At 70.6% G+C, this 17,958-nt stretch carries 10 protein-coding genes and 1 tRNA gene; 1 reads left to right on the top strand and 10 read right to left on the bottom strand.

Annotated features, from left to right (window positions below; translation table 11 throughout):
* Positions 1-363: 363 nt before the first annotated feature.
* The 3 genes from KIH73_RS02180 to KIH73_RS02170 all read right to left on the bottom strand — a co-directional run bounded on the left by KIH73_RS02180 (position 364) and on the right by KIH73_RS02170 (position 7,411).
* The gene (locus tag KIH73_RS02180; RefSeq protein ID WP_219080091.1) at positions 364-4,584 is read right to left on the bottom strand and encodes a murein biosynthesis integral membrane protein MurJ; all 4,221 of its coding nucleotides are present in this window, start codon (positions 4,582-4,584) and stop codon (positions 364-366) included.
* Complete coding sequence (locus KIH73_RS02175) at positions 4,581-6,680, bottom strand: DUF6049 family protein (protein WP_236022522.1); 2,100 nt, start codon at positions 6,678-6,680, stop codon at positions 4,581-4,583. The genes KIH73_RS02180 and KIH73_RS02175 overlap by 4 nt, the downstream gene beginning before the upstream one ends.
* A 71-nt stretch (positions 6,681-6,751) precedes the next feature.
* Positions 6,752-7,411 (bottom strand): NUDIX hydrolase, encoded by a 660-nt coding sequence (locus KIH73_RS02170; protein WP_219080087.1) that lies wholly within the window; start codon positions 7,409-7,411, stop codon positions 6,752-6,754.
* Between the two features lie 141 nt (positions 7,412-7,552).
* Here KIH73_RS02170 and KIH73_RS02165 point away from each other — a divergent pair, with 141 nt between their 5' ends.
* Positions 7,553-8,971 carry a CCA tRNA nucleotidyltransferase gene (locus tag KIH73_RS02165; protein WP_219080086.1) on the top strand — a complete coding sequence of 473 codons (1,419 nt, stop codon included), beginning with the start codon at positions 7,553-7,555 and terminating at the stop codon, positions 8,969-8,971.
* 196 nt (positions 8,972-9,167) lie between these two features.
* Here KIH73_RS02165 and KIH73_RS02160 read toward each other — a convergent pair whose 3' ends face one another.
* The 7 genes from KIH73_RS02160 to KIH73_RS02130 all read right to left on the bottom strand — a co-directional run bounded on the left by KIH73_RS02160 (position 9,168) and on the right by KIH73_RS02130 (position 17,635).
* Positions 9,168-9,785: a LytR C-terminal domain-containing protein gene (locus tag KIH73_RS02160; RefSeq protein ID WP_219080084.1), complete on the bottom strand. Its 618-nt coding sequence runs from the start codon at positions 9,783-9,785 to the stop codon at positions 9,168-9,170.
* A gap of 115 nt (positions 9,786-9,900) precedes the next feature.
* Positions 9,901-10,794 carry a 4-(cytidine 5'-diphospho)-2-C-methyl-D-erythritol kinase gene (locus KIH73_RS02155; RefSeq protein WP_219080082.1) on the bottom strand — a complete coding sequence of 298 codons (894 nt, stop codon included), beginning with the start codon at positions 10,792-10,794 and terminating at the stop codon, positions 9,901-9,903.
* Positions 10,791-11,693: a 16S rRNA (adenine(1518)-N(6)/adenine(1519)-N(6))-dimethyltransferase RsmA gene (gene rsmA / locus KIH73_RS02150; RefSeq protein WP_338023929.1), complete on the bottom strand. Its 903-nt coding sequence runs from the start codon at positions 11,691-11,693 to the stop codon at positions 10,791-10,793. Before rsmA ends, KIH73_RS02155 begins: the two co-directional genes overlap by 4 nt.
* Before the next feature lie 59 nt (positions 11,694-11,752).
* Positions 11,753-13,258 carry an aggregation-promoting factor C-terminal-like domain-containing protein gene (locus tag KIH73_RS02145; RefSeq protein ID WP_219080080.1) on the bottom strand — a complete coding sequence of 502 codons (1,506 nt, stop codon included), beginning with the start codon at positions 13,256-13,258 and terminating at the stop codon, positions 11,753-11,755.
* A gap of 464 nt (positions 13,259-13,722) precedes the next feature.
* Positions 13,723-13,796 (bottom strand) — tRNA-Thr (locus tag KIH73_RS02140).
* Positions 13,797-14,061: 265 nt separating this feature from the next.
* Complete coding sequence (locus KIH73_RS02135; protein WP_219080078.1) at positions 14,062-15,048, bottom strand: DsbA family protein; 987 nt, start codon at positions 15,046-15,048, stop codon at positions 14,062-14,064.
* A 100-nt stretch (positions 15,049-15,148) separates the two neighbouring features.
* Entirely contained in the window at positions 15,149-17,635 is a 2,487-nt protein-coding gene (locus tag KIH73_RS02130; RefSeq protein ID WP_219080076.1) for a serine/threonine-protein kinase, read from the bottom strand.
* Positions 17,636-17,958: the final 323 nt, after the last annotated feature.

The raw sequence follows: 17,958 nt of genomic DNA, 5'->3' as shown, positions 1-17,958 counted from the left end.
CCGTTGGTCGGATATCAGCTACTCCGGTCGGACTATGACGTTCCATACGGACTGCGATATTCCGAATGAACTACGACGTTATCGATGAACGACCTTTCAAACCGGCAGTGACCACTCGGACAGCGACAATCCGCCGAACAGACCATGACCCGGATGGACTGCTCTCCAAACGGACCGCAACCTTCCCGAACGGACCATGCCTCCTCCGAACAGACCGCACCACCCGTCAGACGGCAACCCGCCATCAGGTGGGGCAACCCGCCGGAAATCAATCCAACGAGACGGACTCCGACGCGAACCCGACGGACCGTGGCATACCACTCTGCTCGATAGGCCGCACAGTATCCTGCCCGGCAGCCCGCATCAGAACAGCTGGATCTGGTTGACGTAGATCTGCCCGCCGGGCAGGCTGTCGCGCGGAATCCACAGCATGATGGTATCGGTGTCGACCGCCTCGCTGAACGTCACGTTCGTGGTGCCGCCCTCGGCGAAGGCGAACTGCGCCACCTGCTGGCCGGCCGACGGATCGTTGGTCGTATTGGCGATGACGTAGCCCTGCCCGCCCGACGTGGTGATCGAGACCGTCATGCGGTACACGTCCTGCGGTTCGGTCAGCCGGATGACATACGCGAAGCCGTCCTGCCCGCCGGGCGACTGCAGGAAGGTCTGCGACGCCACCTGATACGGCGTCGTGTTCGTGTGGACCGGCGCCGGCACCGCGCCGGCCTTCTTGTCCGCCGTCACGACCTCATGCGGCTCGTCGTTCGCCGCGTCGTCCTGGGCGCCATCGGCGTCGTTCTGGTCATCGGATGCGTCGTCGGTCGTATCGTCGGCCTGGTTCTGACCGTCCGTCTGGCCGTCGTTCCGCCCATCCGACTGGGTTCCGTCCGACTGCCCGTCGTCTTGCGCGGTGTCGTTCTGATCGCCGTTGCCGTCGCCGAACGGCACGCTGTCGACGTCGATCTCGGGCCATAGGCCGTTCCCGCTCTGCGAGACGCCGGGGCTGTCGTTGTCGTTGGTCAGGCTGTAGACCGCGATGCCGGCGGCTGCGACGATCAGCACGACGACGGCGACGATGGCCACGGTCTTCGTGGTGAACCGGCCGAACAGCGACTGGTCGGCGACGCTGTCGAGCTCGTCGTCGGCCCGTTTCGGCTTCTGCTCGGGATTGAAGCTCGGCGGCACCACGTTGGTGCCGGCCCGCTCGGCCGCCTCGATGGCCGCGCGTTCCTCGTCGAGCGCACGCTGCGACTCCGCGCCGGGCTCGACGATGTTGCCGTCCGCGCCGATGACCGGAATGCGGCTGGTTTGTTCGAACTGGTTGTCGCCGTCGTCGTCGGCGTCGGGTGTGCCGAGCCGGACGGACGCGACGTTGATCGGCAGCGTCGCACGCGAGCCGTCGGCGGTGGCCTGGGCGTCGGGGAACGGGTCGAACAGGTCGGCCTGATCGGTCATCGTGTCGTCGTGGCCGTCGTCGATGCCCTCGTTGAGCAACTCCCTGCCCTTGCTCCACAGGGACTTCCGCTGGTTCCCGGTCTTGGCGGCCCCTACCGCCCCCATGGCTCCCGCGGCCCCGGCGCCCGCCGCCACGCCTCCGGCGATGCCGACGGCCCCGGCTGCCCCTGCGGCCAGACCGGCATGACCGTGCGGCGCGTCGCCGGCCGTGCCGGCGGCCTCATCGTCGCCCGCGGCGCCGAACATCGAGAACGAGAAGCCGTTCGGATGCGGACCGACGGCCAGATCGGCGGGGATCTCCAGCGCATCCTCGGCCGCGGTGGAGATGATCGGCGCCTCGGCGATCGAGGCCTCGCCGTCCACACTGGGCAGCACGATGTCGTGCTCGCCGAGCTTGTTGAGCGGCGACCAGTCGTCGAGCAGCATGTTGCATTCCGACAGCGACTCCAGCGGCGGCTCGTGCACGCCGCCGTCCGGCAGGTCGAGTCCGCGCCGGCAGATGACGCGCAGATCGTGCGGCGTATCCGCCGGCAGCCCGGCGAGATCCTCCGGCATCGACGCCGCATGCGGATCGCGGGGGCGGGTCAGCAGCGCATACAGCACATAGGCAAGTTGGAACACCGTATGGCGTTCGGGGCTGAGGTCCGGCGGCGCGGGCACGGGCTCGGCGAGCATCGAGCTCACCGGCATGTCCGCTATCTGGACGCCGTTCGTGGTCACGCGGATGGTGTCGAGCCCGACCGCGTGGTGGTGGAGCGCTTCCTGCTGCATCGCGATGACGGCGCCGACCGTCTCGCCCATGATGGACCGGATCGCGTCGTACGACAGCACGTTGCGGGTGCGTCCGCGCAGGTAGTCGGCGAGGCTCACGCCGGCGTCGAGCTGCGTGATGACGACCGCGACGTCGCCATGCTGGCGCATCTGCAGCACGCGCGGGCAGTACGAGTTGTGCGACATCACCAGCGTGGAGGCGGTGCCGTTGACCTGCGGCACGGCCAGCTTGTCGTTGATGATGAACAGTTGGCAGTCGTGCGCCAAAGCGCGGTCGCTGGCCTTCCATGCCTGGATGCCGCGTTCCTGGCGCAACGACGACACCAGAACGTAACGATTGAGGACGGTGTCTCCCAACTGAGGTCTCATGCTTCCTTCGGCTCCCGTATGCGATGGCATCAACGCTGGCTGTGGCGCTGGTGCCATTCTAGCCGTGGGGATGGTCGTAACCGCAGGGCTTTCCGGCCGCGGCGACCCCGTTCCGAGGGGGTCCGCCGCGTGGTCGCCGTCCGTCGGCTCCGCTGCTGCGGTGCCCGCGTCGCCGTCGCCGTCCGCCGGATCCGCGCCGACGGCGGGCAGCACGACGGTGGGGGAATCGCCTACGTTTTCAGCGTTTGTTTCGGTGGCGTCCAGCGACGACGGCGTATCGGACGGTTCCGCGTCCGATACGCCCGCGGCGTCCGGTTCCGCCGCGGCGGCCCCTCCCCGGTGCAGCCGGCCGGACACCATGCGCACCAGCGAGGTCAGTTCGTCGGTGCGTAACAACCACAACATCCCCACATATGCCACGGTGATCACGATCGTCGCCAGCACGCAGGCGCCCACGGCCTGCAGCCAGTTCATCGTGCCGTCGTCGGAGCCCACCTGCGCGCCGACCAGCGCGTAGATCGGCCTCAGGGCGGCGAGGCCCGCCGCCACGGCCACGGCGGCGGCTAGCAGCCCCTTGCCGTAGGTCGCGGCGAGGCGCCGGCCGTCGATGCGCCCGCCGAAACGCCGGCGCAGCATCCGGATCAGCAGCGGGAACGACACCATGTTGCCGATGGTGATCGAGGCGCCCAGCGAGGCCACCCAATACTCGGGCGGCAGCAGATGCGAGGCGAGGGTGACGGCGAGCACCTGGACGCCGGACGCCATCACCGCGAACACGAACGGGTGCCGGCCGTCCTCGAAGGCGTAGAACGTGCGTTGGATGATCAGATAGGCCGCGGTCAGCGGCAGCCCGCAGCCCAGCCCCATCAGCGGCCCGGCGATCAGGATCGCCTCCTTGACGCTGACCGACGGCAGCAGCGCCAGCGTGATCGGCATCGGCATCACCAGGAACGCGACCGAGAAGAAGAACATCAGCAGCCCGACGTTGCGCAGCGCGGCGCTGAGCTGCGTGCGCGCGTCCCCGATGCGCCGCTCGGCGATTGCCTGCGAGATGCGCGGGAACATGGCCGTGGACACGGACACCGCGATCAGCGAGTAAGGCAGCATGAACAGCGTGTAGGCGTTCTGGTAGGTGGCGTTGCCGGCGACGTCGAACTGGCTGGCCCCGTACAGCAGGCTCGCCTGGTCCGGCGCGCTGGTGGTGATGCGCGTGTTGATGATGTTCGCCACCTGGTTGACGATCACCACGCCGATGCTCCACACGGCGACCGGTCCCATCGACCGCAGGCCGATGCCGCGCAGCCCCCAGGAGGGCCGGTAGCGGAACCCGGCGCGCAGCAGCGGCACGAAGAGGATCAGCGCCTGGAAGGCCACGCCGAGCGTCCACGCGCCGGCGGTGAGCATGATCTTGTCCGGCGTCCAGAAGTCGAGCGGCTGCTGGTCCGCGCGCCCGAACAGTGCGATGAACGCGGCGAACCCGGCGCAGCTGATGACGTTGGCGCCCACCGAGCTCCAGGCGTAGGTGCCGAAATGGTCCAGCGCGGCCAGGATCTGTCCGATGACGGTGTACAGGCCGTAGAACAGGATCTGCGGCATGCACCACAGCGTGAACGCGCTGGTCAGCGCCATCATCTCCTCGCCGCCATCGACGTACAGGCCGGTGAGCAGCGGGGTGGCGGCCGCCATGAGCGCGGTGACGCCGAGCAGCATCGCGATCGCGACGGTGATGAGCTTGTTGAGCCGGTCCTGCGCGTCCTTCTCCTTGAGCGTGCGCACGATCTGCGGCACGAGCACGGCGTTGAAGATGCCGCCGGAGACCAGCGTGTACAGGACCTGCGGGATCATCGAACCGGCCTGGTAGGCGTTGGCGGCGATGCCCGTGGTGCCCAGGGCGGCGGCCAGCAGGATGGTGCGTATCTGCCCGGTCAGTCGCGATGCCGCGGTGCCGGAGGCCATGATCAGCGAATTGCGTCCTACGGAAGAGCTCATTCGTCCGGGTCCTTCTTGCGGTGGAACTGGCGCCACAGACCGAGCAGGCCGAGCGCGACGGCGATGACGATGATGACGAAGCCGCTCATGTCGCTGATCCGCAGGCTGCTGGTGATGGTGGTGGACCGGCCGGCGCCGAAGGTCGCGCCGTCGCGGTCCTGCAGGGAAAGATGGGCGGTGGCGCTGCCCGAGGCGACCACGCGGATGGTGAACGTGACCTGCGCCTCGCCGCCGGAGGGGACCGTCACGCCCGCCTGACGCGAGGTGACGATCTGCGAGGAGTCGGTGATCGAGGACACGTCCACGGCGATGGCGTACGGCAGGTCGTTGCGCACCGACACCGGCATCGTCGCGGTCTCGCTGAGCACCGTCATCGTCTCCAGCGGCATGATCGTCACGGCGCCGAGCAGGCGGCTCGACAGGTCCTGCGCGCCCGCCAGCATCCGTTCGCGCAGCGCGTCGTCATCGGCCAGCGCATGCAGCGCGAACTCCCCGCACGCCGTATGCAGCGCGTCGATCCAGCCGGACAGGTCCTCGTGCCGCTGGTCGGGGATGGCGGCGTTCTGCTCGCTCTGCGCCGCGGCCGCCGAACCCTCGTCCACCAGGATCGAGGAGGACAGCCGCGTGACGGTGGCGTCGACGGCGGCGAGCGAGTCCAGCGCCTGGCGCAGCGCGTCCGAGCGCTCCGCGGCCAGTCCGGCGTCGTCCGGCACCAGCAGGTCGGCGTCGGTGCCGGTGGCGTAGGCGTCGGCGTCCAGCAGCGTGCCCAGGTCCGTGATCTGCAGCCAGGAGGACTGCTCGATGAGCCGCATCAGCGCGTCCGCGGTCTTCGGGTCGGTGTCGGCGTCCAGACAGACCAGCAGGTTGCGTGCGGTGTACGGCTGCTCCATCTGGTAGAACGCGCTCTGGGCGACGAACCGCGCCAGCCGGCCCGCCTCGGTCCGCTCGCCGTCGGCGGACTCGCTGGTGGCCCGCCCCCGCGCCAGCCCGGTGAGCACGTCCTGCGCGGACAGCACGGTGACGGTGCCGGCGTCGGTGTCGACCTCGATCTTGCCGGTGTGCACGGTGCCGCTGCCGTCGTCGTTGAAGCCGCCGTCGGCGATGACGACCTCGTAGCCCTGCTGCCGGGCCACGGTCAATGCCTGCGAGGTCCAGCGCCCTGCGCCCTGCCAGGCGACGGCCGTGAGGTCCGCGGCATCGGCGGCGGCGTCGCCCGCGTTCGCGTTTGTGGACGTGTTCGTGGATGCGGACGCCGCGAGCGTCGCCGCCGCATCGGCGCTCCAGTCCTCGGTGCCCACGCCGGCCGCGGCATAGGCGTCGGCGTCGTCGATCGCGGCGTATGCGGTGATGTCGAAGTCCGCCGGTTGCATGACGGCGTCGGCCTGAAGCGGCGTGCTCAGCGAGGCGAGGTACGCGGGGTCGGCGACGGCCTGCAGCCCGGGGTGGGCCTCCAGCAGCGCCGCCTGCCGCTGCGCGGTCTGCGTGTCGCCGGCCGCGGTGTATGAGGTCGTCTGCTCGTCGCCGTCCAGCAGGCCGTCGACGGCGTCCTCGTCGACGCTTCTGGCGGTGCCGGTCAGCGGCATGGCCACGGTGATGCCCATCGCGGGCGTCTGCTCGCCGTTCAGCCCGTCCTGCGAGCGGGTCAGGAACGTGTGCGCCCGCGCGACGACGGCGCCGCCCGAGGACAGGGAGAGCAGCAGCGGCTTGGGGCCCCATGACGTGAACGACTGCAGCACGGCGTCGTCGGCGGGCACGTCGATGGCCACGCTGGCCGTCGCGCCCGCGTCGATCCGCGGCACCTCGGCCGTGCCGAGCACGTCGACGGCCGGGATGCCGCTGTCGCCCTGGGCCCAGTCCTGGATGTCGGTGCGCGACATGAACACATGGCCGGTGTTCGTGGCCAGCGTCATCGTGCCGGCCTCCAGTGGCGCGTCGGTGCCGTTGGTGACGCTCAGCGCGATGCGGAAGCCCGAATCGTCGGTCACCACCGCAGTCGACTCGTCGATGGCGATCGACACGGCGCCGTCCGCCGGCTCGTCCGCCGACGCCAACGGGACCGGCGCCCCGAGCCCGGCGAACAGCAGCGCGAGCAGCATGGCAAGAAGCGCCGACCATGCGATTGGCCGGCGCGGCGAACGACGTGTGCTGCGTGTGCTTCGGTGTAGCGTCATGCCTGCCGGTTCCGTTTCCTTGCGTAGAGCCATGCGATTTTGCGTTCGTTAGGATAGCTGAGCACGTCGTCAAGATCCTTGAAATCCACCCAGATCGCGTCCTCGGCCTCGTGGTCGGGGTCGCCCTCGACGGTGAGCTCGCCGGAGATGCGGCGGAGCGCGAAATGGTGGACGAGCTTGTGCACGCGCTGGTTCGTGCCCGTGAACCAATAGTCGATCGTGGCGATCGACTCGATGACCTCGCCCAGGATGCCGGTCTCCTCGTGGACCTCGCGCACCGCGGTCTGCTGCGGGGTCTCGCCCTTCTCGATATGCCCCTTCGGCAGGCACCACTCCAGATGGCCGCTGCGGGAATGCCTTGCGATGATCGCCACGCGGCCGTGCTCGTCGAAGATCAGCCCGCCGGCGGAGTATTCGCGGACGACGGGCAGCTCCTGCGCGTCCAGCGACGCGAACGTGGTGGGGCCGTCGCCGCTGCGCCGCTGCGGCATCATCGCCGGCGTGGGCACGCGGGGCGTTCGCGGTGCGTCCTGCGCCTCGGCGGGCCGCTGCGACGACTCGGAGGTGTACAGCAGCTTGTCGGGCTCCATCCGATTTTGGGTATGATCGGCCGCGGCATGGGCGAGCATGCGTGCAAGGTCCGCGGGCGTAATCATGTAACCCACCTTACTCAAGTCTGTGTGCAGGTGGGGTGACGGCCACGCTGGGGGTGAACTGGTGTCGCGGCGCGGCGGCGCCATAGGCGGGCCGGCGGGTATGCTGGTAGCGCGTTGTTGCTGTCTGCCGAAAGGGTGCACGTGAACTTCGAAGTATGGCCGGAGGCCGTTGAACTGGGGCGTTTGTTCGCCGCTCAGGGGTATGAGCTGGCGCTGGTGGGCGGTCCCGTCCGCGACATGCTGCTGCATCGCACGTCGCACGACCTGGATTTCTGCACGTCGGCGCGTCCCGAGCAGTTCGAGCCGATCCTGCGCCGATGGGGGCGCGACGGCTTCTGGGACATGGGCCGCAAGTTCGGCACGCTGGGCGCGATGCGCCGCCGCGACGACGGCACCGAGGTGCAGGTGGAGGTCACCACCTACCGTTCCGACGTGTACGACCCGGACTCCCGCAAGCCCGAGGTGAACTACGGCGACAGCCTGGAGGGCGACCTGTCCCGCCGCGACTTCACGGTGAACGCGATGGCGCTGCGCGTGCCGGAGCTGGAGTTCGTCGACCCGTTCGGCGGCGCGAACGACCTGGCCAAGGGCGTGCTGCGCACCCCGGTCGACCCGCGCCAGTCCTTCGATGACGACCCGCTGCGCATGATGCGCGCGGTCCGCTTCGTCGCGCAGCTGGGCTTCCGCATCGAGCCGGCGACGGCCGAGGCGATCAGCGACATGGTCGAGCGCATCGGGATCGTGTCGGCCGAGCGCGTGCGCGACGAGCTGACCAAACTGCTGCTGTCGGACCGCCCGCGCGCCGGCGTCGAGGCGCTGGTGGAGTCCGGCCTCGCCGACATCGTGTTCCCGGAGATCCCCGCGCTGCAGCTGGAGATCGACGAGCACCACCGACACAAGGACGTGTTCGAGCACACGATGATCGTGCTCGACCGCGCCGTGGCCCTGGAGACCGGCCCGGACGGCCCGGTGCCTGCGCCCGACCTGACGCTGCGCCTGGCCGCGATCATGCACGACATCGGCAAGCCGAAGACGCGCCGCTTCGAGCCCGGCGGCAAGGTCAGCTTCCACCACCACGACGCGGTGGGCGCCAAGCTGACGCGCAAGCGGCTGCGGGCGCTGCACTTCGACCACCACATCGTCGACGACGTGTCCGAGCTGGTGAACCTGCACCTGCGCTTCCACGGCTACGTGGACGAGCCGTGGACCGATTCGGCGGTGCGCCGGTACGTCAAGGACGCCGGTCATCTGTACGAGCGGCTGAACCGCCTGACCCGCGCCGACGCGACCACGCAGAACCGGCGCAAGGCGATGGTGTTCTCGTCGGCGATGGACGAGATGGAGCAGCGCGTGCGCGACCTGAAGGAGAAGGAGGACTTCGAGGCGATCCGCCCCGACGTCGACGGCAACGAGATCATGGAGCTGCTCGGCATCGAGCCCGGCCCGATGGTCGGCCGCGCCTACAGGCACATGCTCGAGTACCGCCTCGACCACGGTCCCGTCGACCACGACGTGGCGGTGGCCGAGCTGATGCGCTGGTACGGTTCGCTGGAGGACTGACGCACGGCCCGCCGGCGCCGGCCCCGCATCGGTGCCGGCGGACCGTCCAACGCGTGGGACCGCTGCCGTGCAATGCGTCGGACCGCTGCCGTTCGACGACTCGGGTCCGCTTCCGCTTGATACTCGATGACCCGGGCTCCGCTTGGTGCCACGGATCTGCTTGGTACCGCAGGTCTGCTCGGTGCCGCGGATCCGCTCAGTGCTCGATGGCCGCGGGCAGGTCGGTCATCGCGTCGGCCGCCTGGCAGTTCGCGAAGTCCTCGATCGCCGAGCCGGCCGCCGGCACGTCCTCGGTGTCCGTCAGATCCTGGAACGTGGCGCCGAGCACGATGTCGATCAGCGTGTCCTCGCGGTCGTCCATCACCATGACCGCGTCGGTGAAGTTGGCGTTCACCGTGTACGCCGCGTTGATGGCGTTGCGTCCGAAGTAGATCGTGGTGCGCTCGACGTTCTGGCTGGAGTAGTTGCCCGCGTCGCCCTGCAGCAGGAACTCGCGGTTCTGCAGCGCGTCGGCGACGGCCTGGCCGAAGCCGGAGTGCGAGGTGCCGTTGAGCACGCGCACGGTGACGCTGCGGTTGTCCACCGTCGTGGCCGGGGTGCCGTCGTCGCCGGCGACCGCGCACGGCGCGACGACGCCGTAGTTCGGCTCGGTGGCCGGGGTGTCCACGCGGCCCAGCCCGAACACGTGGAAGAAGAACAGGAGCGAGATGATCATCGCGACGGCCAACACGGCGCCCGTGACGGTGAACACCGTGCGCTGACGCTGGCGTACGTACTGCTTGCGGGCTTCGCGCTCATCGTATGGTTGTGCCATGTCCCCGTCCTTCGTAGAAACGACTGGTACCAACCTTACCGGTACATGCTGACGCGCCGGGCCCGCGGTCCGGGCCGCGGCACGACGCCCGCCGGCGCGGACCGGCGCCCACGCCTCAGCCCTGCACGGACACCCGCGGGACGGCCGGGGCCTGCGCCGCGATGATCCGGTCCACCGCGGCCCCGCCGCGCCAGCGCTCCACGACCGCCCTCGCCGTCGCGTCGTCGGGCACGAACGCCACCACCGACGGCCCCGACCCGGAGACGAACGCATGGGCCGCGCCGGCCCCGAGCGCGGCCTCGATCGCGTCGCCGCTGCGCGGGTGCAGCGAGATCGCGGCCTGCTGCAGATGGTTCTCGTCGCCCTCGCCCGGGCCCAGCTCGTCGAACGTCGCGTACACCTCGGGCGTGCGCAGCTCCGCCTGGTACGCGCCGATCAGCACCGTGCCGCGGAAGCCCGCCTCGCGCAGGCGGCGCGCCTCGTCGCCGTCCGGGGGCAGCGTCTCGATCCGCTCGCCGAACCCGGTGCCGTGCGCGTACCCGCCGGTCAGGCAGAACGGCATGTCCGCGCCCAGCGTGGCCGCGACCGTGCGCAGCCGGTCCATCGGCCAGTCCAGCCCCCACAGCGCGTTCAGCGCCAGCAGCGTGGCGGCCGCGTCCGCGGAGCCGCCGCCCAGCCCGGCGCCGACGGGGATGCGCTTGTCGATCGTCAGCGACACGTCCGGCTCGCGCCCGCACGCCTCGGCCAGCGCGAACAGCGCCAGCACCGCGTGGTTGCGCCGCATGTCCGTGCCGGAGGCGGCCAGGTCGCCCAGATGCGTGCCGGAGAGGTCCAGCGAGAACCCGGCCCCCGGCGCCTTGGCGGTGGCCGTGACCGTGTCGTAGACGCCGACCGCGCAGTAGTACGTGTCGAGCTCGTGCCGCCCGCCCCATTCGGCGCGCGGCCGGCCGACATGGAGCGTGAGGTTGGTCTTCGCCGGGCAGTCGACGCTGACGGACACCGGGGTCATGCCCGCACCTCCTTGGCCGCGCGGGCCAGCGCCGCGAATTCGCCGACGGTCAGCGTCTCGCCGCGCCGGCCCGGGTCGATGCCGGCGGCGGCGAACGCCGCGTCGGGGACCATGCGCCGCAGCGCGGCGTGCAGCGTCTTGCGCCGCTGGCCGAACGCCGCGTCGATCAGCGCGAACACGTCGCGGCGGTCCCGCGCCTCGAAACGCGGCTCGCGGTAGCGGCGGAACAGCACCAGCGCCGAATCCACGTTCGGCGCCGGCCAGAACACGTTGCGGCCGATCGTGCCGACCCGCTGCGCCTCGCCGTACCAGGCGAGCTTCACGCTCGGCGTGCCGTAGATCTTGCTGCCGGGCGTCGCCGCGAGCCGGTCGGCGACCTCCTTCTGCACCATGACCAGGAAGGTGTCGAGCGCGTCGAACCGCTCCAGCAGCGTCAGCAGGATCGGGGTCGCCACGTTGTACGGCAGGTTGGCGACCAGCGAGAACCGCTCGTCGCCGGCGAAGTCGGTGAGGTTGTCGGGGGTGACGTCGAGCGCGTCACGGACCACGACGTGCAGCCGGTCGGCCGCCTGCGGCATGAACTCGGCGACGGTGTCGGGCAGGCGCCGGGCCAGCGGCGGGTCGATCTCCACGGCGGTGACGCGCGCGCCGGTCTCCAGGATCGCCAGCGTCAGCGAACCCAGGCCGGGGCCGACCTCCATGACGTGGTCGCCGGCCCGCACGCCCGCCTCGCGGACGATGCGGCGCACCGTGCCCGGGTCGATGACGAAGTTCTGGCCGAACTTCTTGGTGGGGCTCACGCCGGCCTCGTCGGCGATGCGCCGGATGTCGGCGGCGCCGAGCAGCCGGCCGGCCGGCGGGGCGCCCGCGCCCGCCGCTGCGTCGTTCTGGTACGTCACCTTCCTCGTTCCCCTCTCTGCCTGGACGGGACCGCCCGACGGTGCCGCCGGACGAGATATCAGTACCAATTATGTTGCTGCCACCACGCGACCGCCCGCGTGGGGCTGCCGTACCGCTGCGCGATGTAGCTCAGGCCCCAGTCGATCTGCACGGCGCCGTCGTCCTGCCAGCCGACGCCCATCTTCGAGCCGGGCAGCGCCTGCGGGATGCCGTAGGCGTCCGACCAGGGGTTGTCGGCGTACCAGAGCCACCCGGATTCGTGGTTCCACAGCCAGACCAGCGCGTCCCATTCGGCGCCGGTCCAGCCGTACTGCGCGGCGGCGCCGGCGGCGTACGCCTGCGCCTGGGCGACGGTCGGGTGCCACAGCCGGGCCGTCGAGCTTCCCGAGTTCCCGGAGTTCCCTGAATTCCCGGAGTTTCCCGAGTCCGACGACCCCGGGTCCCCGGAGCCGGACGAACCCGACCCGCCGGAGTCGGTCGAACCGCTGCCGTTCGAACCGCCGGTATCGCCGGATCCGGCGTCGCCCGAGCCGCCGCCGTTCGAGCCGCTCGACCCGTCCGATCCCGACCCCGTGCCCGAGCCGGCATCCGACCCGTCGGCGCCGGACGAACCGGAGGACGACGCATCGTCCTGGCCGTCGGAGGCCGGGTCGTCGGGCGTGGTGTTCGTGCCGGCGTCCGCCTGGCCGCCGCTGGTGTCCTGCGGATCCTCGACCACCTCGGGGCCGACGGCGACGATCCGGTCGATGGCGATCTTCGTGGTGGTCTCCGAGAGCAGCGTCTCGCTCTCCGGCTCGCCGTCCACGTAGGTGACGTCGTACACCCGCTGAATCTCGCCGTTCTCGCCGTTCTGCCGGATGACGGTCTCGCCGGGCTCCAGCGACGGGTCGATGACGGTCTGCGTGGAGAACGGCACGGCCTCGGTGCGTGTCTGCTCGCCGTGGGTGACGCGCCGCACGCGCAGGATCGTCTCGCCGCCGTCCTTCTCGACGCTGACGCGGTCCTCCTTGTTCAGCGTGATGCCCTTGGAATCGAGGATCGAGGCGGCGGGGAGCCTGCCGTCGGGCGCGGCCGAGCTCTGCCCGTCGGCGATGACCGTGACCGGCCCGTCCTCGTTGATGACCAGCCCGCCGGTGAGCTGGTTGTACACGTTGCCGATGTCGACGGTGACCTTGGTGGCGGCGTCCGCGTTGGCCTCGAAGAAGCCGATCAGCTGTTCGGCGCTGGTGGCCACCGTCCAGAACGGCACCTCCTCGCCGTTGATGGTGATGGTGGTCTGGTAGGCGCTGCGCACGGTGACGACGTCGTGGTTGCGCAGCTCGCCGGAGGTCGTGGTGATCTGGTCGTGGCTGCGCACCGTGACCCCCTGCTCCTCCAGCAGGCGGGCGACGGTCGTGGCGTAGGTGGTCACCGTCGTGGTCTGCCCGTTGATGTCGAGCGCGATGGACTTGCGGGTGACGAACCCGCACCCCAGCACCGAAGCCAACGTCACCGCGACCGCGCAGACGGCCACGCGCACACGGCGCATGACCACGAACCGGTGCGGCGTCCAACGCCTTGCCATACCGCCACTCCTTGCAAAAGACAGTCCAGGCTTGCATTGTATCGTCGCAGCCTTGGGAGTCGCCGACGTAGGGGGTATTGTCGGCCAATTCGTCACAACCGCCGGCGCGTGGCCGGGCGGCGGTCCGTCGACGCGGGCTCGGCCGAACGCACGGGCTTGGCCGGAGCCTGCCCGGTCGGGCGGCCCGGGGCCGCGGCGCGGGGCCCTCCGTCCGGCATGGCCGCGCAACGGCGGCCCCGGGGCGGGCGCGGACGCATCGTTGCGGGAATAAAGAAAAAGGGGGCGGGAGAGAAGGGGATGTTCCCGCCCCCTAGTGCGGGCAGAGCTGGTTGGGGGGACGCTCCGCCCGTCCACCAGAAGCCCGTAGTTGGGGGGGAAGGCTTCTGGATACTTACTCAAGGTAAGACCACTGTGCAGGAAAACATCCGCACAAAACTATGGTACAACGTTTTTTTCCTGTCTCGAGCCTCCTGTCGGGATCGAACCGACGACCTGCCGCTTACAAGGCGGCCGCTCTGGCCATCTGAGCTAAGGAGGCGGATTCCGCAACGCTTGAAAAGCCTTGCGAACAAGTGATTAGCTTAGCAGTATCCCTCGAACCGTCAAATGCGGGCGCGGAACACCGCGCATCGCAAAACGGTCGCATTTCCGCGTGTCGCGCGCCTGAGGCGGGGCGTCGGCGGCGCCTTGGACGCCGCACCCGGCGCGGCGGCGGCCCTGTGCCATGGACCGCCGCCGGCGATGCCCGTCGCGTCGCCGTGCCCGGGGCATCGCCGTGCCCGGGGCATCGCCGTGCCGTGGCGTCAGGAGCCGGTGGTCACCGAGATCGGCTCGCCGTCCGCGCCGATCGAGGGCATGACCCCGGCGACGCCGACGTCGGCGTCATCGAGGCCGAGCGACATCAGCAGGCCGTCGTACATGGTCATGTCGGCGAGCGTCAGGTCGTTGAGGTCCCAGAAGTGGCCGTTGATCGTCACCGTCGGCGTGCTCATCGAGCCCTTGAGGCTGCCGGACTGGTTGAACAGCTCGCTGCGCATCGGGGTGTACCGGTCGACGGCGTCCAGCCAGTCGTAGTACTCGCCGCCGAACATGCCGTCGGCCACGTCCTCGGAGACCCCGGCGGCGATCGCCTGCTCGCGGATCTGGTCGTCGCTCACCGACTCGTAGGCGGAGCCCTCCTCGGGCTGGAAGTCCTCGGCGTACATGCGCTGCAGGAACGCGAGCAGATGCGCGGGGTCGTCGTCGTGCTCGGTGATGTACAGCGCGGCGTTGGCGGCGCGGCTCGAATAGTCGTCGGTCGAGTAGCGGTCCATGAACGCCATGAAGTGCAGCTCGATGTTGATCTGGCCGGCCTGCATCATCTCGACCAGCGTATCGTCGAGCTCGCGGTGCAGGCTGCCGCAGCCCGGGCACAGGAAGTCCATGTAGATCGCGACGGTCGGCGCGCCCTCGGCTTTGGTGCCGTATCCGCCGTTCGAGATGACGATCCCGCCCTGCTCGTCCGCGCGCGACGGCTTGGTCGCCACCTGCTGCAGCTGCGTGTACGCCTCGTCGATGGTGATGTTGGACGAGGTGCCGCCGTCCTCGGACGGATGCACCGAACGCCAGATCGCGACGCCGGCGACCGCCACCAGCACGACCACGATCACCGCGACGATGGCGCCGATGATCGTCTGCTGCCTGCGCTCCTTCGCCGCCCGTTCCTCCTGCTCGCGCAGCGCGGCGGCCTCGGCGGCCCTCCGGTCGGCCCGGGTCTGCTTCTTGACGGCCTTGTTGTTGTTCTGCGCCATCGGCGTCCTTTCGTTTCGTATGCTTCCGCCCATACTAGTGGACGGGCCGCGCACGGGGGCCGCCCGTACATGAAATTCACGTGAACGCCCCGCGCCGCCGTCACAGGGCGAACAGCGGCGACCAGTCGACGAAGGTCCCGGCCGCCAGCAGCGCGCAGGCGGCCACCGTCGTCGCCGCCCAGAGCGCGGCCGCCACGGCGGCGTGCGGGGTGAGCCGGGGCGCCGTTTCGCCGTCGGCATACGGCGGCTGCGCCGCCCCCGGGGCGTAGCCGGGAGCGGGCGTTCGCGGGGCGCGCCGCAGCGCCAGGTCCGCCAGCCCGCTGAGCGCGCCCGCGCCGATGCGCACGGTGTCGGGGGATATGGCCATCGCCGCGAACAGCCAGCCGCATGCCGTGAACAGCGCCAGCGTCGCGCCGGTCGCCGAGGCAGGCGCGTCCGAGGGCAGCGTCAGCGAGAAGCCGCCGGCCCCCAGCGGCAGCACGAACGTGCCGGTCGGCAGCTGCGCCACCGGAATGGCCAGCGCGGTGCCGCACAGGAACACGACCAGCGCCGCCGCCATGCGGGGCAGCGTCAGCGCCAGACCTTTGAGCGCATGCCAGGGCAGCGACGCCAGCCGCCACAGCACGTCGCCGCCGCGCCGTTCGCCGCCGTGCCGGGACTCGCGCCGCAGCTGCGCCTCGGTGCTGAGTCCGGCGGTGAGCATCAGCCAGAGCAGTGCCGCCATGAGCAGCATGGCGATCAGCGGCGCGGAGGCGGCGAGCAGCGCGATCGGCGCCGTGAGCAGCAGGCAGGGCGGCATGCCCTTGTCATAGTAGGCGCGGTGTTTGAGCCAGGTCGGGTCGATGGCGGGCTGCGGCGGCTGCGGCTGTTGCCCGGGTTGCGCGGGTGCCTGCATGGAGGCCGCCGTGCCGAGGGCGCCGGGCGTCTGGGCCGGCGCGGCGGTCGTTTGCATGGGCGCTTGCATGGGAGTGTAGGCGGGTGCCGGCTGTGCGGGTGTTGTGGCCGGCGATGCGGGCATCGCGGTCGTGCGTGCGTCCTCGGCGCCTGACGGCGGCACGGTGGTGGACTGCGGCATGCCACCGGCCGGCAGCACGGATGTGGCCTGCGGCACGGCCGTCGCCGGCATGACGGTGGTCGCGCCGCCGGCGTCGAGGCGGCCCGGTTCGGCGAGGGGCGACTCGGCGTGGATCGGCGTGCTGGCGATGACGCGGGTGGCCGGCTCGCCGGAATCGGCGTCGGCTGCCATCACGGCGGTTCGGTCGTCGGTCGTCGTCGCTGCCGTAGGCAGGATGGCGGTGCCGGCACCGCCGCCGGTGACGTTGCCGCCCGTCGCGGCGGGGGATGCCGGCAATACCGTGGTGCCGCCGTCGTTCATCGCTGTCGCGGGCAATATGGCGGTGCCGCCGTCGGATGCCGCGCCCGTAGGCAGGATGGCGGTGCCGCCGGCGCCGATTGCGCCGATCGTCGCCGGCATGGCGCCCTCGCCGGTCGCCGCGGGCCGCCACAGCGTGCGCGGGTTGTCGATGCCGGGCTCCTCGTCGTCCCACGGCAGGGAGCGGTCGCGGGACGGAACGTTGCGCGGATCGTCGCCGTCGGTCGTGGCGTAGGCCGTGCCCGCCAGCCGTGCCAGGGCCGGCCGGCCCCCGGAGGCCGGGGTGGCGCCGTCAAAAGGGCGCACCACCTCCGTCTCGCCGGTCTCGCCCGGGGCCGCCTCCCAGGCGAACGGGTTCATCGCGTCCAGCTCGATGGCCTGCAGCAGCTGCTCGGGCGTGCAGCGCTTGGAACGGTCGGGGTCGAGCGCGGCGCGGAACGCCGCCATCGTGCCGGCCGGCAGCCCGTTGAGGTTGGCGTTGCCCGCGGCGGCGCGCTCCAGCACCGCCATCATCGGCTTCGAACCGAACACCGGCGCCCCGGTCGCCGCGAACGCGAGCACCGAGGCCAGCGACCACCAGTCGGTCTGCTCGTCCGACTCCGCACCGTCGATGATCTCCGGGGCGATGAAGCCGGGCGTGCCCATCACCAGGCCGGTGCGCGTCACGTGGCTCTCGCCCTCGCCCATCGCGATGCCGAAGTCCACCAGCACCGGGCCGGAGGCCGACACCATCACGTTCGTCGGCTTGATGTCGCGGTGGACGATGCCGGCCGCATGCACGGCGCGCACCGCCTCGATCAGCTTGCGCGCCAGGCGCTCCAGGTCGTCGGCCACATAGCGGCCGTTCGCGGCCACGTCGTCGCGCAGGTTCTTGCCCTCGATCAGCTCGGTGACGATGAACGCCAGCGAGTCGTCCAATTCCATGTCCACGATCTGGCAGACGCCCGGGTGCCGCACCTTGCGCAGCGCCATCGCCTCGCGGCGCAGGCGCTCGCGGGCCGTCAGCCGTTCGCGCACCGCCGGGTCGTCCGGGTTCGCCGGGTCGATGTCGTCCTCGGACAGCGAGTCGCGCAGGACCTTCATCGCATAGACCTGGCCGCCGTCGTCGCGCACGCGCCAGACGGAGCCCATCGCACCCGCGCCGAGCCGTGAGATCAGCGTATAGCCCCCCACCAGCTGACCCGGCTCCAAGTTCAGTTCGCTCATGCCCACCATCCTAGCCGGACGGCATGCCCTCCGCCCCCGGGGCGGGACATGGCGCCCGGACCTGTGGCGCGGCCCCCGGGCACGGAGTGCGGGCGCCGGTCGCCGGCCGCGGATCGCGGGCGCCCGGCGGTCCGTTCGTCATGCGTCCAGGAGGGGATGCGTCGTGCCGGGGAACGGGGCGCGGGCGCGGCGGCGACGGGGGTGGTCCCCGCATGTCGCGGTGCAAATTATGCGCTTGAAACGACAGGCTGTGAGCCATGCCGACGAAAGGCCGATAAAATTGGCGATGATGGATTATCGGCATAACGAGGTGCTGACATTGCAATCCTCAA

The organism is Bifidobacterium phasiani (assembly GCF_019331775.1).
GTDB lineage: Bacteria > Actinomycetota > Actinomycetes > Actinomycetales > Bifidobacteriaceae > Bifidobacterium > Bifidobacterium phasiani.
Note: the sequence above shows the minus strand (reverse complement) of the source record. Positions and strands in the feature narration are given on the sequence as shown.